Below are 22,416 nucleotides of genomic sequence, written 5' to 3'. Positions count from 1 at the left end.
GACCTTCCAGTGAGTTTGGTTCAGAGCCGTTTCTCTTCCGGTCAGCACGTGCCGCTACTTGTGCAGGATGATCAGGCGGCGCCACTGCCCAAGCTCGTTCCATTCATCTACGTCCAGCTCAAGCTCTAGCATCGTGCATACAATACTGCCGCAGCGAATCTACCCAGCTCACTGAGTACTGCCGTCGCTTCATCATCGACCCAAACCAATTTTTCCATTTCCATTGCCGCTCCTTATCTAGCATGAAGACACTTGGCGTGTCGGGACTGTGATAACCAAAACAATGCATACATCCCGTACGACGCAGACTGCGGCAAGGCACCGGTTTTCAGACATCGCGCTTAAAGCACTTTGATCGAGCCTTTGCAAACACCCTGGCCGCCCAGAAGCTCGATGCTAAAAGGAGGTTGATGGTGATCAATCTCAACCAAGCTACGCGGCTCTCGGCCGGAGCGCCAATTGGCCGAAACTATCGTCTGCCAGTCGAGTACGGCCTACATGGACTCTTTTGGGCCATGCAGTTGCTGCTACATGGCGCTTTGATGGCCGTGTTGCCTGATGCTATAAGCGAAGCGGTACGTTGTCGACTCTGTCATGTTCTGCTGTACACCCCTACTTTCACTACTCCACCAGACAACCTAACGCGCAGGACTTCGCATGAGCATTCCTTACTACCCCAGCCGAAAAGCATTTATCGAATCCTTGGGCGCCACGTGTAAAAACTGGACTTGGAGCTGGTCGTTTGTGAATCACCAAGAGCGCAAGGTCATATTCGGCGCTTGGGACACTTATATGAACGGCGACCGTACACTCATACTCTGCGAGGGTTGGGAGATTGAGAATGGGCGTCGCAACAATGGCTACGCGCAGAGTGTCGAGCATCTCAGGTTAGTCGCCGAACAGGAATACGAGCTTCATACGTTCAAGATTACGCACTCGGACGAACGCCAGGACGAGGACGGCGTAGGCCCTGCAAAGATCAAAGAATTTGAACGATTTATCACTCGCAAATGGCTACTTCAGCAGAAAGGTCAATGGTATGCGTGTGAAGAGCCACCCATGCCTGCGATCCCCGAAGAGGTCAATCAGCCAGAGCTCTACCTAGAGGGGGCACTGCGAGAGGTAAGGGTCAACGCATACGAGCGCAATGCTCAGGCCCGGGAAGCATGCATTCGGCATCACAAGGCCGTGTGCGCAGCTTGTAAATTTGACTTCGGCTCGGTCTATGGCGAGATCGCCAAAGGGCTTATCCATGTTCATCACATCGTACCCCTGAGCACGATCGGCGCTGAATACAAGCTCGACCCAATAACCGATTTGATACCGCTGTGCCCGAACTGCCATGCAGTGGTACATCGTGGCGCCGAGGTCATGAGTATAGATAAGCTCAAAGAATGCTTAGCTGCGGCAAAAGGGGGAATGCCTGAACTAGTAGCACCCAGTAATGCGCCACGCCGCCCGAGGCCTACCCCTGCACAGTGATTTTAGGGATGTAACTCCGCCACTTTTCCCGCCCGAGGTAATAATGTCGTCATCCGTTTTAAGATTCGCTTGGTCTAAAATTCGCGACCATAAGGTAAGTAAATACGCCCTGCTCCTGATTGCTCCAGTCGTTGTAAAACCGTTGGATTTCACCCCTGCCAGGAGGCCGATCCATTTGCGGCTGAAGGGGCTCTGGGGATTGCCTTTAGTTGTTGCCGGGGTGTGGGCGGCCGTGGCCGGCTTCAGCCTGGAGTGGGCCTATGGAAATTCTGTTGGGTCTGGAGTGTCGGTTGCCGAGGCATTGAAGATCGTCGGTCGCCTCAAGAATATGACCTGGGTGTTAGTGACTGCTTCGACCGCACTCTTGCTATACATCATCAGCGTTCTACGTTGGGGATTCCACTGCGCTGCGATCCAGCTGCTGAGGAGATGGTTTCCCGATATCAGCATGCCGCACTGCCTTTTCTTTGTCGTCAATACGTCGGGATGGGGGATGTGGTTTGCCATCTACGGATATGGCCTATTTCAAGCAGTCAAATGGTGGGTCAGCGCAGGGCAACCTGCCTACGTGCCGGATGGCAGTAACTTGACCGAACCGTTGTTGCACATAGTGATTGTTTGTGTCTTGGGCGGACTGCTGCACCTCACGACCCGTAACAATACTGAAGGGATGCGAGCGCTGTACGGAGGTCACCGAGGGCTGAGCTTTTTAGTCAAGCTCGTAGGTATCCTCCTGATGTTTCTCCTCGGCAGCATTTCATTAATGCTTGGCTAGCATCAGCGAAAAAAACGACCTGCCCACCGAAGTGTGCCGTAGGTGCGCCCCTCCTCTGCAACGTGGTTTTGGAATGTAAAATGAAATGCTGACGGAGAGAAACATTTGCAAACGATACGCAGTTCATAGGGGACATTGGTGCATGCACCCTCCCCGGGTCATACACACTGCCTCCTACAATCCCGTCGAAGCTTCACCCCTTTGCCGGCGGCCGCCATGTACAGGTGGAAAAGACGCCGCAACAACATCGCAGCCCATCACCTCAATGCTCCTTAACTTTCCTGATACGCAGCACAATCAACGCAAGAATACCGATCGCGAGCGGCGCCATGACCAGCATGGCCTCTCGCGGGGTCACCTCAACGCCAAGCAGGTGCACCCCTGAGTAACCCAGCTTGAGCAAGCTGAGCAGGTAGTAAGTAATGGCAATGATCGACAACCCCTCCACTGCGCGCTGGATCTTGATCTGGGCATCGGCGCGGGCATTCAGGCTTTTCAGGATTTCCGAGTTCTGTTCCTCCATTTCCACCTGAACCCGTGCTTGTAACAGTTCGCCCAGGTTGGCCACGCTTTCGGCCAGGTGCTCCAGGCGCTGTTCGGTGGCGGTGCAGTACCTGACGGTAGGTTTGAAGCGGCGCTCGATAAATACGCCCAGGCGTTGGCAATCACCGACGTGACTTTCCCGCAGCTCACCCAGACGTTCGAACACCAATTGCGCATAGGCTTGCGTGGCACTGAAGCGGTGCCGGGTTTTCGCAGCGCTGCTCACCACTTGCGCAGAAAGGTTGGAAATATCCGCAAGCAGGGCTTTTGCATTACTGCCGTGCGGGTCGGCGTTGCGTTCGGAAAGGGTGACCAGGGTCTTGTCGAAAACATCGAGCTGCGCGCTCAAGTCCTTGGCCATGGTCAAGGATAACGAGGCCATCATCCTGTAGGTCTCGATTTCCAGCAGGCGGCGTATCATCCGGCCCTGGCGGTAGGCATTCAGGCGCCGGTTGACGAACAACATGTGGTTGTTGCCCTCCTCGCTCAGGCGAAAATCACTCCAGACCATGGCATCGCCACCGCCCACGCACGAACCGCTCGGATCCTTGAAGCCGTACCGGGACAGATCCAGGCCGGTTTCACCACGCACGACAATCTGCACCGAGTTGATCAGGGCCGGCAAATGCACTTCGACCTTTGACGCCAGCACCTCGGGCAGCGTTGTCCAGGACAGGTCATCAGAGGATGAAGTGACCACCAGTGTCAGGGTGAAAAACTCGGCATGGCGCTCCCATTTCAGTGCATGGCCATCGAGTTGGGTAATGCCTTGGGCGGCATTCAGGTCGAGGGTGCCTGGGCAGCATTGTTCAAGGAATGCATTGCACGCCTGATCGCTGCCGAGGAAGGCCAGATGAAACACATGGGCCGGCTCATCGAAATACAGTGACGGGCGCGCGTGTAGTTCGTTGTGCAGGCTTTGTCGTAACGGGTGCATGTTGTATGGCCATGTTGGAGTTGTTTTTGCCGCTTGCGATGACTGCCCAGCCGAGCCAGGTGCCGGATTTTTCGGGGCATTATCGATTGCTGTTGTTGGTGGGACAGTTTGGCGAACTCACGAGTCACGGCCAGGTGACAAACCTTGGATCGACAACAGCGAAGCCCTGCCGTCCCTGGCAGGCACTTCTCACACCGATTCCGGTGTCGGTTCTGTTACTCGCATGCTTCAGTTCAGCCAGGCAAAGGACAGACACCGTCCGAAGCGTGTTTGTCGACCTGCCATCGCTGCAGCCGGCAAGCGAAACCATCGTCCGGGTTTTATCTACCCTGGGCGAGAAAGTCGCGCCAGATCTGGTGGCCGACATCGTCATATCGCTTGACCAGCTCGCGGAAGGAACGACGGTGCGCGGAATCCACCAAAGGCTCAGGAAGCATCGGGTCGAACACGATCTGGCGCATGGCCTGGTCCCCCAGCACATACGACTCACGGGCAGCGTCCTCAATCGGCATGCCGGCCAAGCGCGCCATCGACGCCTGCAGCGTGCGTTGGCCGTCGCTGTAGGTTTTCTGTAACTCACTGGCGTCCCACAGCAAACGGGCCCGGGCGTCTCGCTGCGGATCGAACTGCTGCGCCTGGAACACCGCCGTCGAGTTTTCCACGCCCAGTGACAGCAGGCGTTCGCGTGTGTGCGCCACTCCGCCGACCAGGTTGTCAGGGCGGATAAACAATCCGTCATCCAGTTCGCGCAAGCCCACCAATCCGAATGCACGCTCTCGGGCACGCAATGCTTTGCGATCGCTGCGGCCCAGGGCCGCCGTAAGCGCCACCACCCAGCTGCCATCCCACTCACGCAGACGCGTTTCGGCCTGACGCCAGGCACCTATCTCTTCGCCCAGCGCTCTGCCGGCCTGGCCAAGACGGTAGGCGCCGCGCACGACAGTTTCGATCAGTTCGGCGCTCTGCAACCGGGCAAGCGCAACCCGTGTGTTGTTCGCAGACAGACCAAACAAAGCGCAGGCGCGCACGGCGCTGGTGACATCCAGCTCACCACCTTCGACAACCAGGAGCAATTTGAGGATCAACTGACGCGGCGTTGGCGTCGGGTTTTCGAGCTCGTCTGAAGCGGGTTCCAACAAGAATCAGTCCTCCCTTCCAGGCACGATTCGGCACGCACCTGATGAATGATCGTAAATTACAGTGATTGACATAAAAAATACATTGAGTGTAATTTTCTCCGGACCTATCACGGAGAAACCCACTCATGTCTGCCGCAACCCAGCCAAAGATCGACACCCCGTTTTCAACCCACGAAGTTTTCAATCAGCCGCAGCCGTTACCAGCTTACAACGCCTGGGACAGTGATGTCCCACTGCGCGAAGCGGTGCGAGTGAACGGCGGCGACTGGGCACAGGCACAGTTATCGGCCCATGGCGCCATGAGTGGCGGCGAGCAAATGGAGCTGGGCGAGCTGGCCAATCGCAACAAACCCGTGCTCCATGCCTTCGATCGCTATGGCCGGCGCATTGATGAGGTGCAGTTCCATCCCGCCTATCACCAGCTGATGCTCAACGCGATGCGCGGCGAGGTACACAGTTTTTCGTGGAACCACTCGGGGCAACCCGGAGCCCATGTGGTGCGCGCTGCCTTGTTGTATCTCAATGGCCAGGCAGATGCAGGCACCTGCTGCCCGCTGACCATGACCCACGCCGCCATTCCGGCGCTGTTGAACACCCCTGAGCTGGCAAAAATCTGGATACCCAAACTGACCGCCCGGGACTACGACCCACGTCCCCTGCCCGTCGAGCAAAAACGCGCCTGCACCATGGGCATGGGCATGACCGAAAAACAGGGTGGCTCGGATGTACGCAGCAATACCACCCAGGCCCACCCTCAGGCCGATGGCAGCTTCAAACTGGTCGGTCACAAGTTCTTCTTCTCGGCACCCATGTGTGATGCGCACCTGGTACTTGCGCAGCTCGATGGGCGCGTGAGCTGTTTTCTGATGCCGAGAATCCTGCCCGATGGCTCGCTCAATGCCGTGCGCATCCAGCGCCTCAAAGACAAGTTGGGCGACTGGAGCAATGCCTCCTCCGAAGTGGAGTTCCAGGGCGCCACGGCCTATCTGGTCGGTGCTGAAGGTCGCGGGGTGGCGACCATTCTGGAGATGGTCGCGCTGACCCGTCTGGACTGCGTGATTGCCTCTTCGGCATTGATGCGCCAGGCCCTGGTGCAGGCGCTGAACCACGTCAGCCAACGACATGCCTTCGGCCATGTGCTGATCGAACAACCGCTGATGCGTAACGTCCTGGCCGATCTGGCGCTGGAGAGTGAAGCTGCCGTGGCCTTCACGATGCGTATCGCCCGTGCCGTGGATGCCTCGCCGAACGATCCGCAGGAAGCGGCCTTCGCTCGTATCGCCACGGCCATCGGCAAGTACTGGATTTGCAAACGCACCCCGGCGTTCGTCAACGAGGCCCAGGAATGTCTGGGCGGGATTGGCTTTGTCGAAGAAAACATCCTGCCGCGCCTGTACCGCCAGGCACCTTTGAATTCCATCTGGGAAGGCAGCGGTAACGTGCAATGCCTGGATGTGCTGCGCTCGTTGCACAAAGACCCGGCGGTCAGTGAGGCCTTGTTTGCCGAACTGCAAAGCGCCGCAGGCCTGCACCCGCTGTATGACAGCCACCTGCAGTGGTTGCACAACGCATTCCAGGACATTGGCAACCTCGAGGCCCGAAGCCGTCTGGTGGTGGAGCGCACCGCGCTGGCAATCCAGGCCGGGCTGCTGCTCAAGTCAGGCAATAACGAGATTGCCGACATCTTCTGCCGGGCACGCCTGGGCAACGAATGTGGATTCGCCTTTGGCAGCCTCGATTCCAATGCACCGCTGAGCACCTTGATCGAGCGCGCCATGCCCCGTCTCTGAATTTGGCCATAACAATAAAAAAGGAGAACCCCATGAGCGTACATTTAGGACGTTTGCTGGCACAGCGCGCCGACTTGACGCCAGACCGAGAAGCGCTGGTTTCACCCACGGGAAGATGGACCTTCGCCCAGTTCGACGCACGCTGTAATCGCCTGGCCAATTACATGCTTGCACAGGGCGTGGCCGAAGACGATCGCGTGGCGGTCTATTCAAAGAACAGCGAATTTCTCGCCTGCGCGCTGTTTGCCGTAGCGAAGGTCGGCGCCACGTTGGTGGTACTCAACTGGCGCCTTCAGGCGCCCGAGCTGAGCTATATCCTGGCCGACAGCGAACCGGCAGCACTGCTGTTCGAGGACGCGTTCGCACCCACCGTCCAGCAATTGGTAGCTGACCGACCAGGTCTGATCCTGATCAACAAAGGTACCGAACAAGCGCCAGGCGCCTACGAGCGCATCACTGCCGATACCAACCTGGACGCTCCGCTGTTGCTGGGCCGCGGCGGCGATGCTCCGGCAGTGATCATGTACACCTCGGGCACTACCGGAAAACCCAAGGGTGCGTTGCTCTCCCACGCAGCGTTGATCTGGACCGCGCAAAGCAACAGCGCCACGCTGGAATGGAATCAGGACCACCGTTTTCTACTGATCGCGCCGATGTTCCATATCGGCGGACTTTCACCCATGCTGACCAACGTGTTCAAAGGTTGCACCACGGTGCTGCTGCCTGACTTCGACCCCACACAAGTCTGGGAGGTGATCGCCCGCGAGCGCATCACCAGCTTGATGACTGTGCCGGTGATGCTTCAGGCATTGTTGGCTCTGGCAAAAAAACAGGAAGTCGATAGCAGCAGCCTGGTTTCCGTGACCTGCGGCGCCTCGGCAGTTCCCCTCAGGCTGATCGAAGACTGCCTGGCCATCGGCGTGAAGGTGCAGCAGGTGTACGGCATTACCGAGTTTTGTGGCGCGGTGACCTTTTGGACCCAGGAAATGGGCCTCGCCCATGCCCACTCCCACGGCAAGGTGCTGATGTTTGGTGAGGTCAGAATCGTCGATCCGTCCAGCCTGGAGCCACTGGCCCCCGGCCTGGACGGCGAAGTCTGGTGTCGTGGGCCGATGATGTTTTCCGGCTACTGGCGTAATCCGCAAGCCACCCAGGTAGCTATTCAAAAAGGTTGGTACAGAACCGGTGACATCGGTCGCATTGACGAGCATGGATTTCTCCACGTGGTGGATCGCCTCAAGGACATGATCATCAGCGGTGGCGAGAACATCTACCCGGCAGAACTGGAGGCGGTGATCGCCTCGTTGCCAGGTGTCGCCGAGGTCGCCGTCATCGGCCAGCCTGATGAGCGATGGGGCGAGGTGCCAGTCGCCTTCGTCGTTGCCGCGTCGCCAGGCGCTACCAGTGAGGCCGTGATCATCGAGGCATGCCGCCTGCGTCTGGCTGGTTTCAAGTGCGTGAAGTCGGTGCAGATGATTGACACCCTGCCCCGCAGTTCGGTGGGCAAGGTTCTGAAGCGACAGTTGCTTGCATAAACCCGAGCAAGTGCCGCTGAACATCAGCGGCACTTGCGTACGCGACAGTCACGTTGGCGACGCTTGGCTGAACGATCAACGAAAACGTTCACCGAGCCGCTTGTGCGATTTCCCCGCAAAAAAGATCGACGCTGCCATCCTCAGGTGTCGTGCGCACGACAACGGAATATTGACCGGACATCAGATCCGACACAGAGACCGGGGCAACACGCTCAAACGTCCAACCTGCCTGAGCAGTACGCTGAGTGGTAATCCTGTCGTTCATCTCGTAAGCAACCGGGCCTGGCTGCTGGCAGTTGCCTCTGTTGACGAACGTGTAAATGCGCAACGGCAAAGTGGTTCCTGTCGGGACGCCAGAGATGTAGAAGTTGAAATTACTTTCGTTGTCCACGGCGGTCAGCGTCGTATTGGCGATCTGGCCGGCATTCTGCTGTGTGGCTTTCAGGGGAAGCGTCACCGACTGGGTGGATGAACGGGTACAGCCCGAGAGACTTACTGTGACCAGTAGCGCTGTCAGTGGGAGGGTGTAATTCATTGACAACCTCGATCGATTGAAGAAGTGCCGGGTGGAATATTGTGTATAGCTGATCAGCTCATGTTGCACTCCCCCGGAATGTACTTCTCGGACATGCCCATCCCGTGCCGCTCCTGCATTGAGCAATGTCTCGATCCGAGTGCAGAAACAGCAATTATTCGCAAACCCACTACACTGGATTGCGAACTGACTGCTGTAGTCATCGCCAGAGTGAGCAGCCATGTAACCGCCCATGATTAATCCATCCACCGTAGGTGAACTTCATGAATCTCATGACCCTGGCGCAGCGTACCTGGAACTCCGCAGTCACTACGACGCGCCTTTGCTCGCACGTTGAACGCCGCCATGGCGCGCCCCTCGCCGTACTCGGGCTGAGCCTGATCGCGTCGACGGCGGTGTTCGCGGCTGACCCTTTGGCATCCTGGAATGACGGGCCGGCCAAGCAAGCCATCGTGGAATTCGTCAAGGCGACCACCCAGCAAGGGGGTAGCCAGTTCGTTTCGCCAGCCGAACGCATCGCGACCTTCGACCAGGACGGCACGCTGTGGGTCGAGCATCCAGCGTATAGCCAACTGTTTTATTGCCTGAGCCGCGTTCCTGAGGTGGTCAAGGCAAAACCGGAGTTGGCCAGCGCCGAACCCTTCAAGACGGTACTGTCGGGCGACCGTGCCGCCATGGCAAAACTGACCCTCGATGACTACCTGAAAATCGCCATGGTGACCCTCAGCGGCATGCCCACGGATGAGTTCAAGCAGCAAGTTCGTGCCTGGCTGGCCGAAGCCCGCGACCCTCGCTGGAAGCGTCCTTTCACCGAACTGACGTATCAGCCAATGAAAGAAGTCATGCAGTACCTGCGTGACAATGGCTACAAGACCTACATTGTCACCGGGGGTGGTCAGGACTTCGTTCGCACCTATTCCGAAGAGATCTATGGCGTGCCTGCGGAACAAGTCATCGGTAGCGCTGGCGCAACCGAGTATGTCTACGACAAGAACGGTAAACCGCAGTTGATCAAACAACCCAAAGTAGTGCTCAACGACAACGATGCCGGCAAGCCAGAGAACATTTACCTGATGACGGGCCGTCAGCCAAACGCGGCCTTCGGCAACTCCACCGGCGACAAGCAGATGCTGGAATACACCAAGGCCGGCCAAGGCGCGCGGCTGGTGATGCTGGTGCTGCACGACGACGCCGAGCGCGAATATGCCTATGGCCCGGCTCAAGCATTGCCCGAGACCAAGGTAGGCACCTTCACGCAACCCCTTTATGACCAGGCAAAGCGAGATGGCTGGACGGTCATCAGCATGAAAAAGGATTGGAAGAAGGTATTTGCATTCGAGTGAAACACCGCTGCGGGTGAGTTCAGGTAGCAGAGGTCGCCACGGTTCGAGCCGCAGCGGCCAACGTTCCAGCTTTCGTGGACCACGGCGGCCTCGCCTACACCGGGTCCGGCTGGACCTCCGGCTCCCTGGCTAACGCGCCTTCCCCTCTCGCCCGGCGGCCGTTACCGGGCGGACCATCATCGCACCTGTTGCCGGGTGGACATTTGCCTTGGCAGGAACACCTCGGCCAGCATGCAGCGCGCGCTACCGCCACCGATGCGCTCGATGGTGTCGATGTTCACCGGTAATGGCGTTGTGTGCGTTTCGATCAAGCGACGCTGATCGGCGTCCAGGGATTGCCAGGCGGTGCGCGACATCACCAGCAGCGGCTCGCCTGCTGCGTTGTGCACCTCCAGCATGTTGCCGGCGAAAGATTCCAATTGCGCCCAATCCAGGGCGATCACCTGCTTGCCGCTGTCTTCCAGGCGCGTACGCAATGCCTGGCGTTCGGCGGGATCAGCAACCGCTGACAGGCACACCACGGCCAGGCGCGTGCCCACGCTCATCATCACATTGGTGTGATAAATCGCCACGCCTTGGCGGTCCACCGCGTTGAACGCACAAAGTTCATAGCCCAGATGGGTGACCAGTTGATCCAGTGCCCGGGCGTGGGTGCGTGTGGAATACCCGGCGTAGCAGATCCGCTGTTGCCGATCCAGGACCATGCTGCCGGTGCCCTCCAGGAAAACCTCCTGCTCTTCAAGGCTGGACAGGTCCAGCACCTGCTCGACCCGGTATTCGCCCAGCAACCCGTCGAGTACACCCTTGTCCCGCTCCAGACGCCGGTTGTGGCCCTGCATCGGGTACAGCACCAGGGTGCCATCCGGGTGGCTGCTCCACCAGTTGTTGGGGAAGATCGAGTCCGGTGTATGCGGCGCTTCGCGATCGTTGTGCACCAGGACTTCGACACCGTGCCGACGCAACGCGTCGACATAGCCATCGAACTCGGCAAGGGCCTTGAGTTGTACGTCTTCAGCAACGGTTGCCGGACGCTGGAAGCGGTTGTTCGCCGCCGTGTCGTGATTGAAGGAGAAACGTGTCGGACGAATCATTAAAACCGTATTGGTGGTTTGCATGGGCACAGGCTCAATGAGGGGCGAGAGAGGCTCATTGTCTGTTTCAAAGCGGGAAAAACCCGGTTGATTACGGCTGTTGCGCTGATGGAAACGGCTGAAGATGCCTGGTTGCCCAGCCGATTCGGTGAGGGCCGGAAAGCAAAAGATCGCAGCCTTCGGCAGCTCCTACACGGACCGTGTTCACCGCCGTTCTGCAGGAGCTGCCGCAGGCTGCGATCTTTTGATCTGGCTGAGCAGTTTGTCGATGTGTAAAAGCGGGGGGGGGGAAACGGTTGATTACGGCTTTTGAAGAATCTGCCCGATTCGGCGGATTTGGTGAGGGCCGGAAAGCAAAAGATCGCAGCCTGCGGCAGCTCCTACACGGACCGTGTTCACCGCCGTTCTGTAGGAGCTGCCGCAGGCTGCGATCTTTTGATCTTATTCCATGGTGGTCTTGACCATCGCCAGCTCCGGGTGGCTGACCAGTTTGTCGATGTGCAAATCCGGGTCGTCGAACCAGACTTCGGTCAACACCCGGTAATGCTCCATGTCACGGCAGCGCATGCGCAGGCTGTAGTCGAACGCACCGCTGATCAGGCGACATTCCAGCACCTGCGGGCAGGCGCGGACCTTGGCTTCGAAGGCCTTTTGCGCGGCGCGTCCGCTCTGGTTCGACAACGCCACCAGCACCAGCAATGACAAGCCCGGCGTCAGTTTCTTCTCATCGAGAATCGCACCATAGCCGCGAATGACCCCAAGCTGTTCCAGCTTGCGCACTCGTTCCAGACACGGCCTGGGGGTCAGGTGCACGCGCTCGGACAGCTTTTGATAGGTGATGCGCCCTTCGTGGCGCAACACTTCAATGATTGCCTGATCGATACGATCAAGCACGATCGACAGATCGCGGATATCCGCCATGTACGCCTTGCCTCACTTCAAACGACCCGATAGAAATTGCTGCAAACGTTCACTGTTCGGCCGGTCGAGTATCGTAGCATCACCCTGCTCCTCGACCCGCCCCTGATGCAAGAACAACACCTGGCTGGAGACCTGCCGGGCAAACCCCATTTCGTGGGTCACCATCAACATGGTCCGGCCCTCTTCGGCCAGTGCCTGAATCACCTTCAGCACTTCACCCACCAGTTCCGGATCGAGCGCTGAAGTGGGCTCATCGAACAACAGGATTTCCGGTTCCACCGCCAGGGCCCGGGCGATCGCCACCCGTTGTTGCTGCCCGCCCGACAGAAACGCCGGGTACTGATCGGCCACCCGTTGCGGCAAGCCGACCTTGTCCAGATATGCCCGCGCGCTCTCCTCGGCAGCCTTGCGACTCATGCCCAGGACGCGACACGGCGCCAGCACGATGTTCTCCAGCACGGTCAGGTGACTCCACAGGTTGAAATGCTGGAACACCATCGCCAGTCGCGTGCGCAAGCGCTGCAACTGCTTCGGGTTGGCGACACGCATGCCACCGACACCCTGGCGGGTGAGGACTCGCTCGCCATCCAGGGCAATGGCGCCTTCGTCCGCCCGTTCCAGAAAGTTGATGCAGCGCAGCATGGTGCTTTTGCCCGAGCCGCTGGCGCCGATCATGCTCACCACGTCCCCTGCCCTCGCGTTCAACGAGACGCCCTTGAGTACTTCGTTGTCACCAAAACGTTTATACAGATTTTCAACGGTGAGTTTGTACATGCGAATACTCCTGGAGCGGCACACCTGTCGGCGCCGCTCTGGATAAAGAATGGAAGTCAGTGGGCCGGACCGAGGAAGCTCAGCCAGCGTTTCTCAGCCAGGCGGAACGCACCCACCAGCCCGAACGACAGCACCAGGTACAGCAGACCGGCGATACCGAAGGCCTGAAATGTCATGAAAGTCGCGGCGTTGGCGTCCCGGGCGATTTTCAGGATGTCCGGGATCGTTGCGGTGAACGCCACCGAAGTCGCGTGCAACATCAGGATCACTTCGTTGCTGTAGTACGGCAGCGCGCGGCGCAGCGCCGATGGCAGGATCAGTTGCAGATACAGGCGCCAGCCACTGAGGCCATAGGCATGGGCCGCTTCGATTTCACCGTAGGGAATGCTGCGGATCGCTCCGGCGAAAATTTCCACGGTGTAGGCGCAGGTGTTGAGGGTAAACGCCAGCAAGGTGCAATTCATGGCATCGCGGAAAAACGCTTCGAGCAATGGCTGTGAACGGACCACGGCAATGCCGTAGATGCCGCTGTAGCAAATCAGCAACTGGATATACAACGGCGTGCCGCGAAAAATGTAGGTAAACAGCTGAACCGGCCAACGCAAGACGCCCCAGCGCGAGACGCGCAAGATCGCCAGGGGCAACGACAGGAAAAAGCCCATGGCAATGCTCGCCACCAGCAGCCAAAGGGTCATGGCCAACCCGGTGAGGGTCTCGCCGTCGCTGAACAGAAAGGGTTTCCAGTATTCGGCAATCAACTCGATCATCGCGCCATCCCCCGTACACCCTGGTTGTAGCGCCGTTCCAGCACGCGCAAGACACAGTTCGAAGCGCTGGTGATCAGCAGGTAAAGCGCGGCGGCCAACAGCAGGAAATCAAGCATGTTGAACGTACTTTTGCCGGCCTCCTGCGCGACTTTGACCAGGTCCGACAAACCGATGATCGATACCAGCGCCGTGGCCTTGAGCAGCACCAGCCAGTTGTTGCCAAGGCTCGGCAAGGCGAAACGCATCATTTGCGGGAACACCACGAAACGAAAACGCTGCCAACGGCTCAGGCCAAAGCACGCGGCGGCTTCCTGCTGACCGCGCGGCACACTGAGAATCGCCCCGCGAAAGGTCTCGGTGAAATACGCCCCGTAGATAAAACCCAGGGTGATGATGCCGGCCACGAATGGGTCGATTTCCATGTAGGGCCAGCCCATGGCTTCGGTCAGGGCGCTGAGCCAGCCTTGCAGGCTGTAAAAGATCAGCAGCATCAACACCAGGTCGGGCACGCCACGGATCAGTGTCGTGTAAAAAGTCGCCGGCAGATTCAACAGCTTCAGCGGCGACAGCTTGGCCGCCGCGCCGAGCAGTCCCAGCGCCATGCTCACCACAAGTGCGAGCGCCGACAGTTTGAGGGTGACCCAGGTGCCGTGCAGCAACAAAGGGCCATAGCCTTGCAGGGCCGAAAGATCGAGCCCCGGAATATTAAGGAAGGAATTCACGCCAGTCACCTGTCTTGATGCGCCCCGCTCGCTGCAACACAGCGACCGGGGCGCGAGGATCAGTTGTTGTAGAGGTCCAGGTCACCGAAGTGTTTCTGCTGGATCTGCGCGTAGATGCCCTTGTCGTGCAGGGCCTTGATGGCGGCATTGAGCATGCCTTTGAGCTCTTCGTTGTCCTTGCGCACACCAATGGCGATTTCCGACGGTACCAGCGGGTCACTGATGCCTTCGCTGTTCTGGAAGTCCGCCCCTTGTGGCGAAGTCAGGAAACTCATCTGCGCTTGCAGCTTGTCCTGGATCGACGCATCGAGACGGCCAAACACCAGGTCGGCATAGACCTGATCCTGATTCTGATAGGCCCGCAGTTTCACCCCGCCCGGCGCCAGTTTGGCCTTGGCGTAGGTTTCCTGAATCGTGCCCTGCATGTAACCGATGGTCTTGCCGCGCAGCGACTCGGCAGTCGGCAGCAGACCGGAATCCTTGCGGGTAACGATGGCAGTCGGTCCGGCGTACAGGCGATCGGTAAAGTCGATCTGTTTTTTGCGCGCGTCGGTCACGGTCATCGACGATTCGATGGCATCGAACTTGCCGGCCTTGAGCCCCGGAATCAGCCCGTCGAAATCATTGCTGACCCACACGCAGGTGAGCTTCAGCTCGGCACAGATTGCATTGCCCAGATCCACGCCAAAACCCTGTACACCGCCATCGGCCGTGGTGGATTCAAAGGGTGGGTAGCTTGGGTTGACGCCAAATCGCAGCTCCTTCCATTCCTTGGCACTGGCGCCCGTGGTGCAGCACAGCAACGCGAGTGCCGGCAAAGTCAGCCATTTGATGTTCATGTTCTTGAGTCCCGGATTATTTGGATTTATCGCGATCCGGCGCCTGCGTCGGACCACACTTTTTGACAGGGGCAGAGAGTCTTTGCGGTCTTCACCGCAGCCGTTTTTGTTGTTGTTATCGACTGGAAGCAGCCAGTCGTCGCAGTTGCACGCCATCTCAAGCGGTGAACGACAAGTGCTTGAAACGGACCGCCAGAATGCCAATTGCCGGGAGGGTGCTGGTGTCGTAACCCCCTGTTCAAACAGCGTGCCTGTGCTGAACGAAGGGGTTTCACAGCCGATTCTGTCGTCTGCTGCAAGTGACTGTTTCTCCGCTTGATGCGAGAACCACAGTCATTGCGATTGCGTTTGAGGCGGGCTTCATCTGCAAAACGACGCGTAGTAAAGGGGGCCTGACCGATTCCGCTGTGCACGCTCTGTTTTTCGACTTCTCTGGCTGTATCCAGGGTCGGTATTGGCCGAAATCTTCTCGCCATTGCCTCGACAATAAGTCCGTTGCAACTGCATGGACCACCCACAGGTAGTCCAGACCGGCCCACTAAAAAGACGCGCAAAGGAACCCAATATGACCCGTTACATTGACGTCAATGATCTGAGCCTCCTCGTCCGGGAAAAAGGCTTGCCTCGCTGCCTGATCGAAATGGCCGAATACATCCGTCAAGACTACGTACGCTGGCCGGATTTCGAAAAATGCGCGCGCCTGGCAAACCACTCACCCGAGGGTGTCATCGAGCTGATGCCCGTGTCTGATGCGGCGCTCTATGCCTTCAAGTATGTCAATGGACACCCGAAGAACACCCACAATGGCATGCTGACGGTCATGGCGTTTGGTGCCCTGGGAGACGTCGACACCGGCAAGCCTGTGTTACTGAGTGAAATGACGCTGACGACCGCCATTCGCACCGCTGCCACCTCTGCACTTGCGGCCCGCTACCTCGCCCGACCGGACAGCCGCCGAATGGCGCTCATCGGCAATGGCTCACAGAGCGAGTTCCAGGCTCTGGCATTTCATACATTGCTCGGCATTACTGAAATCAGTCTCTACGACATCGATCCAGCGGCAACGGCGAAACTGGAAGCCAACCTGCGGGCCTACCCTGCCATACAGGTGAGCGTTGCCAAAACCGTCGCAGAAGCGGTACGGGGTGCCGATATCGTGACCACGGTCACGGCCGACAAGGCCTACGCAACCATTTTAACCCCTGAGATGATCGAGCCCGGGATGCACCTCAACGCCGTGGGGGGCGACTGCCCCGGCAAGACTGAACTGCACCGGGACATCGTGGAGCGTGCGCGCGTCATGGTTGAGTACGAGCCGCAAAGCCGAATTGAAGGGGAAATTCAGCAGATGCCCGCCGACTCTCCGGTTATCGAGTTCTGGAAGGTCATCGAAGGTCAGACTCAAGGTCGCCAGCATGCCGAGCAAGTCACCCTGTTCGACTCGGTCGGCTTCGCCATCGAGGACTATTCCGCCTTGCGCTATGTGCTGGATGTTGCACGAACGCTCAACATTGGCAGCGATATTCAGCTGGTACCGGAGCTGCAGGATCCGAAGAACCTGTTTTCGCTGCTGCAGCCTTCGGCAACCGCCGATGAAAGGCTTCGGGCTTGATACTGCTCGACACTTAAAAGCGTTCACCTGGCGGCCTCTTCGGTCGGTTGTTGAGGGGCTCATTGCGATGTTTTTTGCTCTGCACTTCTGCCCTCTGCAGGCTCATCAAATGGAAGCGGTGCATCGCTATCGCGGCGAACGGCGAAGACGTTCAGGGTCATCGCCACCAGTGCGTAATAACCGAAGACCCCAATGAGTTCGACGACAGCCGGCTCGCCAAACGCTTTTACAGCGTCGGCGTAAAGCAGGTCGTCGATACGCCGTGTCTCGTACAGCGACTTGCCCACTCGATAAACCAGCAGTTCATCTGCTCGGGTGAAGGGTGGGAACCTTTGCTGACGCAATGCTTCGATGATCGGATCGGCCAGGCCGGCAGAGCGTGCGATGGGCTCATGGATCTGCCACTCGGCCTGGGATTGCCACCATGCCGCGGTGTAGAGGATCGCCAGCTCGGTCAAACGCAGTTCCAGGCGCGTCCCATAACGGCAGAATGCGCCCAGTCGCTGTGCGTGGTTGGCCAGTTCGGGACTGTGAATCCAGGCCAGAAAAGGCCCGTCGAGGTTGCCGCGCGGGCCGGTGAGGATTTCGTTGAGAACGGCGCGCTGGGCCTCGTTCATTTGTGCTTCGTCAAGGGGTGTCAGGCGCGATTGAATAGCCATGGCGATGATTCCTCAGAGACCTTTGAGCGTAATGTTCAGGGCACGCAGGAGCTTGTCGGCGAGCTCGTCCAGATGATGGTCTTGCAGAATGAATGGCGGGGCCAGGAGGATGTGATCACCGTACTGACCGTCGACGGTTCCACCCATCGGGTAACACATCAGTCCTTGTGCCATGGCGGCTTTCTTGAGCCTGGCGTGTAACTTGAGCGCTGGATCGAACGGCGCCTTGTTGTCGCGATCAGCTACCAGTTCGATGCCCTGGAACAGGCCACGCCCGCGAATGTCACCCACATGGGGATGGTTACCCAACCGGTCGAGCAACCGGGTGCGCAGTCCCTCGCCCAGCTGATTGACGCGAGCCAACAAGTTGCGCGACTCGATGGCCTGCTGCACCGCCAGCGCGGCTGCGCATGCCGTGGCATGGCCAATGTAGGTATGACCGTGTTGAAAGAACCCCGAACCCTGGGCGATGGCATCGCGGATTTTCTTGCTCACCAGCGTAGCCCCGATCGGCTGGTAACCTGCGCCCAACCCTTTGGCAATGGTGATCAGGTCCGCGGTGATCCCTTCCTGCTCTGCCGCGAACAAAGTGCCGGTCCGGCCCATGCCGCACATGACCTCATCAAGGATCAATAACACGCCGTGGCGGTCGCACACGTCACGGACGCGTTTGAAATAGCCAGGCACGGCAGCGACGGCGCCCAAAGTCGCGCCGACCACCGGCTCGGCGACGAATGCCATGACGTTTTCGGCACCCAGGCGCAGAATTTCATCTTCAAGTTCGGCGGCCAGGCGCATGCCCATTGCCTCGCCCGTTTCTCCGGTTTTCTGTTCGCGGTAGGCGTAGCAAGGGCTGACATGGCTGACGTTGATCAGCAAGGGTTCGAACTGCTTGCGCCGCCATGCGTTCCCCCCCGTGGCCAGCGCACCGAGCGTATTGCCGTGGTAGCTCTGACGGCGTGCGATCAAGTGCTTGCGCTGCGGCTGGCCGATCTCGATGAAATACTGGCGGGCCAGTTTCAGTGCCGCTTCCACGGCTTCGGAACCACCCGAGACGAAGTACACCGACTCAATCCCTTCAGGTGCCCGCGCTACCAGGAAATCCGCCAGGTCCTCCATCACCTGCGTGGTGAAGAATGACGTGTGCGCATAGGCCAATTGACCGACCTGGTTGCGAATGGCGGCAATCACTTCGGGATCGCTATGGCCAAGGCACGACACAGCAGCACCGCCGCTGGCATCGAGGTAGCGACGTCCATCGCTGTCAATCAAGTAGGGGCCATCGCCTTGAACGGCCGTTGGATAGCTTTGTGTAAGGCTGCGATGAAAGACGTGGCTCATGATCCCCTCCGGATTATTTTCGCAAATAATATGTGCATAAAATTCAATTGCAATATTTTTTTGCTCTTGCAAATCCGGTCATTCGCTGTCAATTCAGTCATAAACCCCAATTAATACGGACGCATACCTACAAATGCAGGTAGAAAGCTATTCGCAAAATTTATTTGCATTTATCTTTTTTGCACGTATATTTTGCATCAAAGCATACGTTTCGTGCGCCTCCTCTCCAGGTGGCTAGCCGGGCCTACAACAAAAACAGTGGAGTGAATCGCCTTGGATCACTCGAAAAAAAACTGCCGCTACCCCAACCGCCCCGGGCTTGCCCCGGGGTTTGTACTCACCTGAAGAGAAAACACGCATGAGAAACCTTCTGAAGGCATCACTGGCTGTAATGGCACTGGTCGGCGCATCGGGCTGCTTTGCCGCTGGCAAGGAACTGCTCGTGGCCACGGACACGGCGTTCGTACCTTTCGAGTTCAAACAGGGCAACGAATACGTCGGTTTCGATATCGACCTGTGGGCAGCGATCGCCAAGGAAATGGGCGTCACCTACAAGCTCAAACCGATGGATTTCAACGGCATCATTCCCGCCCTGCAGACCCACAACGTCGATGTGGCGCTGGCCGGCATCACCATCAAGGAAGAACGCAAACAGGCCATCGATTTCAGCGACGGCTACTACGACAGCGGCTTCCTGCTGATGGTCAAAAGCGACAATGCCGCGATCAAGGGTGAAGCGGATATCGCCGGCAAGACCCTGGCGGTGAAAAGCGGCACCTCGGCAGCCGACTATGCCAAGGCCAACCTGAAGGCCAGCGATCTGCGACAGTTCCCCAATATCGACAATGCCTACCTGGAACTGCGTACCGGTCGCGTCGACGCCGCCATGCACGACACGCCAAACGTTTTGTACTACATCAAGACGGCGGGTGAAGGCCAGGTCAAAGCCGTCGGCCAACAGATGATGGCCCAGCAATATGGCATTGCGTTTCCCAAGGGCAGCGAGTTGCGCGAACAGGTCAATGCGGCGCTGAAGAAGGTCCGTGACAACGGCACCTATGCGCAGATCTACCGCAAGTGGTTCGGCACCGATCCGCAGTAACTCCCCTGCCCTTCATTAAAAAAGAGAATTCAGCATGCATTTCCAATGGAGCGCCATCTGGGATGCGCTGCCGGTACTGCTCGAGGGCGCCAAGCTGACCTTGTGGATCTCGATCCTGGGTCTGATCGGTGGCGCCATCATCGGCGTAGTCGCGGGCTTTGCCCGCGCCTACGGCGGTTTTCTCAGCAGCCGTGTTGCGCTCGTTTTCATCGAACTGATTCGTGGCACTCCGATCATGGTGCAAGTCATGTTCATCTACTTCGCCCTGCCAATGATGGTGCCGGTACGCATCGATCCGTTCAGCGCGGCGGTGGTGACCATCATGCTCAACTCCGGCGCCTACATTGCCGAAATCACCCGCGGTGCGGTGCTGTCGATCAACCGTGGATTTCGCGAGGCCGGGCTGGCGCTGGGATTATCCGGCAGAGACACGCTGCGCTACGTCATTGCGCCGCTGGCCTTCCGGCGGATGATCCCGGCGCTGGGCAACCAGTGGATCGTCAGCATCAAGGACACTTCACTGTTCATTGTCATTGGTGTCGCTGAACTGACCCGCCAGGGGCAGGAAGTCATTGCCGGCAATTTCCGCGCGATGGAAATCTGGTCGGCGGTGGCCATCATCTATCTGATCATCACCCTGGTATTGAGTTACGTGCTACGGCGCATGGAATCGAGGTTGAAAATCCTATGATCGAGTTCAAAGGTGTCTCCAAGCACTTTGGCAGTACTCAAGTGCTGCATGACATCAACCTGAAGATTTCCAGCGGCGAAGTGGTCGTGATCATTGGCCCGTCTGGATCAGGCAAGTCGACGCTGTTGCGCTGCATCAACAAGCTCGAGGAGATTAGCGCGGGCCAGTTGATCGTCGATGGACTGGAGGTCAACAACCCCAAGGTCGATGAGCGGCTGATTCGCCAGGAAGCCGGAATGGTTTTCCAGCAGTTTCACCTGTTCCCGCAGATGACCGCACTGCAGAACGTGGCCTTCGGCCCGGTGCGGGTGCGTGGCGCCAGCCGTGCGGAAGCCGAGGCAATCGCCGCCGGGCTTCTGGCAAAAGTCGGCCTCGCCGAGCGGGCCAATCACTACCCGTCCGAACTGTCCGGTGGCCAGCAACAGCGAGTGGCCATTGCCCGTGCGCTGGCGGTCAAGCCCAAGCTGATGCTGTTCGACGAGCCGACTTCGGCACTGGACCCGGAGTTGCGTCATGAAGTGCTCACCGTCATGAAGTCGCTGGCCGAGGAAGGCATGACCATGGTGATCGTCACCCATGAAGTGGACTTTGCCCGCAAGGTCGCCACTCGACTGATCTTTATCGACAAGGGCCGTATCGCCGAGGACGGGCCACCCGCCACGCTGATCGCCAACCCTCCCAGCCCGCGCCTGCGGGAATTTCTACAGCACGTATCCTGAGGAGACGTCATGACGTTGCCCCAAATTCATATTGAAGGAGACGCGCACGCGATAGGTCATGGCCTCGGTGTCTTCGGTCGTGATGCCGTGCATCGGCACTTGCGTCCACTGGCACTCTGGCAACACCTGGCTTCGCTGGCGCAAACACCAGCCGCCGCGCAGATGCGTCAAGCCGTGCAAACAGCGTTTCCTCGTTACTGGCGGGAAATCGAAGGACTGGCCGCTGGCTTGCAGCTGCCGTTCAATGAAGTGTTCATGTGGAACTGCCGAGGTGACTTCGTTCACCCGCAAAGCGTGGATGGCTGCACTACGGTGTTCGGTCCTGCCGGCGGCGGCACGTTGATCGCTCACAATGAGGACGGCTTGCCACAACTCAGGGGAAGCTGCGCATTCGCCCATGTCAAACCCGAGTCAGGCCTGGCGTTCAGCAGCTTTGTCTATCCGGGTTCTTTGCCTGGACATACCCTGGCCGTCAACGAGCGCGGACTGGTGGCGACCGTCAACAACATTCGCCCAGCCAGCATTCCAGCCGGTATCCCTCGACAGATCCTGGGTCGCGCGACGCTTGACGCCCACACCCTCCAGGAAGCGATTGCGATAGTGACCCGGACCGACCGCGCCGGTGCGTTTCACCATACGTTCGGCCAGGCCGGGAGCCATCGGGTCGTCAGCGTCGAGGCCAGCGCCGAAGGCAGTGCCATCAGGGAAGTGCGCAGGCCGGGCGGGCATTCCAACCACCTGATCGCGCCGTCGCTGAACCGGGTCCCTCAACGCATCACCGCCAGCTCGGGCGCCCGGCAACGATGCGTTGACCAGCAGCTGCAGCAGGTACCCGGCGATCTGGATGCCGATTTGTCTTTGGGTATACTGCGCGACACTTCGGGTGGGCACCTGCCTGTATACCGCACCGCCGCCGATGATCCGGACGATGAAAACACCTTGGCCACCGGGGTTTTCCTGATCAGCGCCAGCGCTGTAAAGTGGCGGATTCATACCAGGCCAGGCACCGGCCGACCCGATATCGAGGGCGTGGTACTCAACCCTCTCGGCAAAAGTTAGCGCTATGAGAAAACAGGGATGCCCCGGAGAAAAGCTGTCC

At 58.6% G+C, this 22,416-nt stretch carries 21 protein-coding genes; 10 read left to right on the top strand and 11 right to left on the bottom strand.

Features of this window, described 5'->3' with window-relative positions:
- Nucleotides 1–657 precede the first annotated feature (657 nt).
- Together KW838_RS20890 and KW838_RS20885 are read left to right on the top strand one after the other, a co-directional pair.
- Nucleotides 658–1,482 carry an HNH endonuclease gene (locus KW838_RS20890; RefSeq protein WP_218503293.1) on the top strand — a complete coding sequence of 275 codons (825 nt, stop codon included), beginning with the start codon at nucleotides 658–660 and terminating at the stop codon, nucleotides 1,480–1,482.
- A gap of 43 nt (nucleotides 1,483–1,525) precedes the next feature.
- On the top strand, nucleotides 1,526–2,257 hold the full coding sequence (locus KW838_RS20885; RefSeq protein WP_146025374.1) for a hypothetical protein: 732 nt from the start codon (nucleotides 1,526–1,528) through the stop codon (nucleotides 2,255–2,257).
- A 262-nt stretch (nucleotides 2,258–2,519) separates the two neighbouring features.
- Here the strand turns inward: KW838_RS20885 and KW838_RS20880 are convergent, their stop codons facing one another.
- Both KW838_RS20880 and KW838_RS20875 read right to left on the bottom strand, forming a co-directional pair.
- Nucleotides 2,520–3,737, bottom strand: a complete 1,218-nt coding sequence (locus KW838_RS20880; protein WP_218503280.1) for a DUF3422 domain-containing protein — start codon at nucleotides 3,735–3,737, stop codon at nucleotides 2,520–2,522.
- A 320-nt stretch (nucleotides 3,738–4,057) separates the two neighbouring features.
- On the bottom strand, nucleotides 4,058–4,873 hold the full coding sequence (locus KW838_RS20875; RefSeq protein ID WP_256358924.1) for a PaaX family transcriptional regulator C-terminal domain-containing protein: 816 nt from the start codon (nucleotides 4,871–4,873) through the stop codon (nucleotides 4,058–4,060).
- Between the two features lie 128 nt (nucleotides 4,874–5,001).
- Between KW838_RS20875 and KW838_RS20870 the strand changes: the two genes are divergently transcribed.
- Together KW838_RS20870 and menE are read left to right on the top strand one after the other, a co-directional pair.
- Nucleotides 5,002–6,666, top strand: a complete 1,665-nt coding sequence (locus KW838_RS20870) for an isovaleryl-CoA dehydrogenase (RefSeq protein ID WP_218503279.1) — start codon at nucleotides 5,002–5,004, stop codon at nucleotides 6,664–6,666.
- 32 nt (nucleotides 6,667–6,698) lie between these two features.
- Nucleotides 6,699–8,201 (top strand): o-succinylbenzoate--CoA ligase, encoded by a 1,503-nt coding sequence (gene menE / locus KW838_RS20865; protein ID WP_218503270.1) that lies wholly within the window; start codon nucleotides 6,699–6,701, stop codon nucleotides 8,199–8,201.
- Between the two features lie 88 nt (nucleotides 8,202–8,289).
- On the opposite strand, the gene KW838_RS20860 is transcribed toward menE, so the two are convergent.
- A complete protein-coding gene (locus KW838_RS20860) occupies nucleotides 8,290–8,736 on the bottom strand; it encodes a hypothetical protein (protein ID WP_218503268.1) in 447 nt (148 codons plus the stop codon).
- 263 nt (nucleotides 8,737–8,999) lie between these two features.
- Between KW838_RS20860 and KW838_RS20855 the strand changes: the two genes are divergently transcribed.
- Nucleotides 9,000–10,079, top strand: coding sequence for an HAD family phosphatase (locus tag KW838_RS20855; protein ID WP_218503265.1), 1,080 nt, complete (start codon nucleotides 9,000–9,002; stop codon nucleotides 10,077–10,079).
- A 176-nt stretch (nucleotides 10,080–10,255) separates the two neighbouring features.
- Here the strand turns inward: KW838_RS20855 and ctlX are convergent, their stop codons facing one another.
- The 6 genes from ctlX to KW838_RS20825 form a co-directional block, all read right to left on the bottom strand.
- Nucleotides 10,256–11,194, bottom strand: a complete 939-nt coding sequence (gene ctlX, locus KW838_RS20850) for a citrulline utilization hydrolase CtlX (protein ID WP_218503263.1) — start codon at nucleotides 11,192–11,194, stop codon at nucleotides 10,256–10,258.
- Between the two features lie 417 nt (nucleotides 11,195–11,611).
- Complete coding sequence (locus KW838_RS20845) at nucleotides 11,612–12,091, bottom strand: Lrp/AsnC family transcriptional regulator (protein ID WP_007974731.1); 480 nt, start codon at nucleotides 12,089–12,091, stop codon at nucleotides 11,612–11,614.
- A gap of 12 nt (nucleotides 12,092–12,103) precedes the next feature.
- Nucleotides 12,104–12,865 carry an ABC transporter ATP-binding protein gene (locus KW838_RS20840; RefSeq protein ID WP_007986657.1) on the bottom strand — a complete coding sequence of 254 codons (762 nt, stop codon included), beginning with the start codon at nucleotides 12,863–12,865 and terminating at the stop codon, nucleotides 12,104–12,106.
- Between the two features lie 56 nt (nucleotides 12,866–12,921).
- Nucleotides 12,922–13,632, bottom strand: coding sequence for an ABC transporter permease (locus KW838_RS20835; RefSeq protein ID WP_102700408.1), 711 nt, complete (start codon nucleotides 13,630–13,632; stop codon nucleotides 12,922–12,924).
- Nucleotides 13,629–14,354 carry an ABC transporter permease gene (locus tag KW838_RS20830; RefSeq protein ID WP_102700409.1) on the bottom strand — a complete coding sequence of 242 codons (726 nt, stop codon included), beginning with the start codon at nucleotides 14,352–14,354 and terminating at the stop codon, nucleotides 13,629–13,631. The genes KW838_RS20835 and KW838_RS20830 overlap by 4 nt, the downstream gene beginning before the upstream one ends.
- 59 nt (nucleotides 14,355–14,413) lie before the next feature.
- On the bottom strand, nucleotides 14,414–15,193 hold the full coding sequence (locus KW838_RS20825; protein ID WP_102700410.1) for a transporter substrate-binding domain-containing protein: 780 nt from the start codon (nucleotides 15,191–15,193) through the stop codon (nucleotides 14,414–14,416).
- 565 nt (nucleotides 15,194–15,758) lie between these two features.
- Between KW838_RS20825 and KW838_RS20820 the strand changes: the two genes are divergently transcribed.
- Nucleotides 15,759–16,805: an ornithine cyclodeaminase gene (locus KW838_RS20820; protein WP_218503260.1), complete on the top strand. Its 1,047-nt coding sequence runs from the start codon at nucleotides 15,759–15,761 to the stop codon at nucleotides 16,803–16,805.
- 59 nt (nucleotides 16,806–16,864) lie between these two features.
- Here KW838_RS20820 and KW838_RS20815 read toward each other — a convergent pair whose 3' ends face one another.
- Nucleotides 16,865–17,464 carry a carboxymuconolactone decarboxylase family protein gene (locus KW838_RS20815; RefSeq protein WP_218503258.1) on the bottom strand — a complete coding sequence of 200 codons (600 nt, stop codon included), beginning with the start codon at nucleotides 17,462–17,464 and terminating at the stop codon, nucleotides 16,865–16,867.
- Nucleotides 17,465–17,476: 12 nt separating this feature from the next.
- A complete protein-coding gene (locus KW838_RS20810; RefSeq protein WP_218503255.1) occupies nucleotides 17,477–18,805 on the bottom strand; it encodes an aspartate aminotransferase family protein in 1,329 nt (442 codons plus the stop codon).
- A gap of 358 nt (nucleotides 18,806–19,163) precedes the next feature.
- Here KW838_RS20810 and glnH point away from each other — a divergent pair, with 358 nt between their 5' ends.
- Genes glnH through KW838_RS20790 form a run of 4 tightly spaced genes read left to right on the top strand, consistent with a single transcriptional unit; the run spans nucleotide 19,164 to nucleotide 22,376 of the window.
- Complete coding sequence (glnH, locus tag KW838_RS20805; RefSeq protein WP_217835222.1) at nucleotides 19,164–19,907, top strand: glutamine ABC transporter substrate-binding protein GlnH; 744 nt, start codon at nucleotides 19,164–19,166, stop codon at nucleotides 19,905–19,907.
- A 34-nt stretch (nucleotides 19,908–19,941) separates the two neighbouring features.
- Complete coding sequence (glnP, locus tag KW838_RS20800) at nucleotides 19,942–20,598, top strand: glutamine ABC transporter permease GlnP (protein WP_102700415.1); 657 nt, start codon at nucleotides 19,942–19,944, stop codon at nucleotides 20,596–20,598.
- Entirely contained in the window at nucleotides 20,595–21,317 is a 723-nt protein-coding gene (gene glnQ / locus KW838_RS20795; RefSeq protein ID WP_102700416.1) for a glutamine ABC transporter ATP-binding protein GlnQ, read from the top strand. Before glnP ends, glnQ begins: the two co-directional genes overlap by 4 nt.
- Before the next feature lie 9 nt (nucleotides 21,318–21,326).
- Nucleotides 21,327–22,376, top strand: a complete 1,050-nt coding sequence (locus KW838_RS20790) for a C45 family peptidase (RefSeq protein ID WP_218503252.1) — start codon at nucleotides 21,327–21,329, stop codon at nucleotides 22,374–22,376.
- Nucleotides 22,377–22,416 lie beyond the last annotated feature (40 nt).

The organism is Pseudomonas sp. PDM27 (assembly GCF_019219205.1).
In the GTDB taxonomy this organism is placed as follows: domain Bacteria; phylum Pseudomonadota; class Gammaproteobacteria; order Pseudomonadales; family Pseudomonadaceae; genus Aquipseudomonas; species Aquipseudomonas laurylsulfatiphila.
The sequence above is the reverse complement of the archived record's forward strand: the minus strand, read 5'-3'. Positions and strand labels throughout refer to the sequence as shown.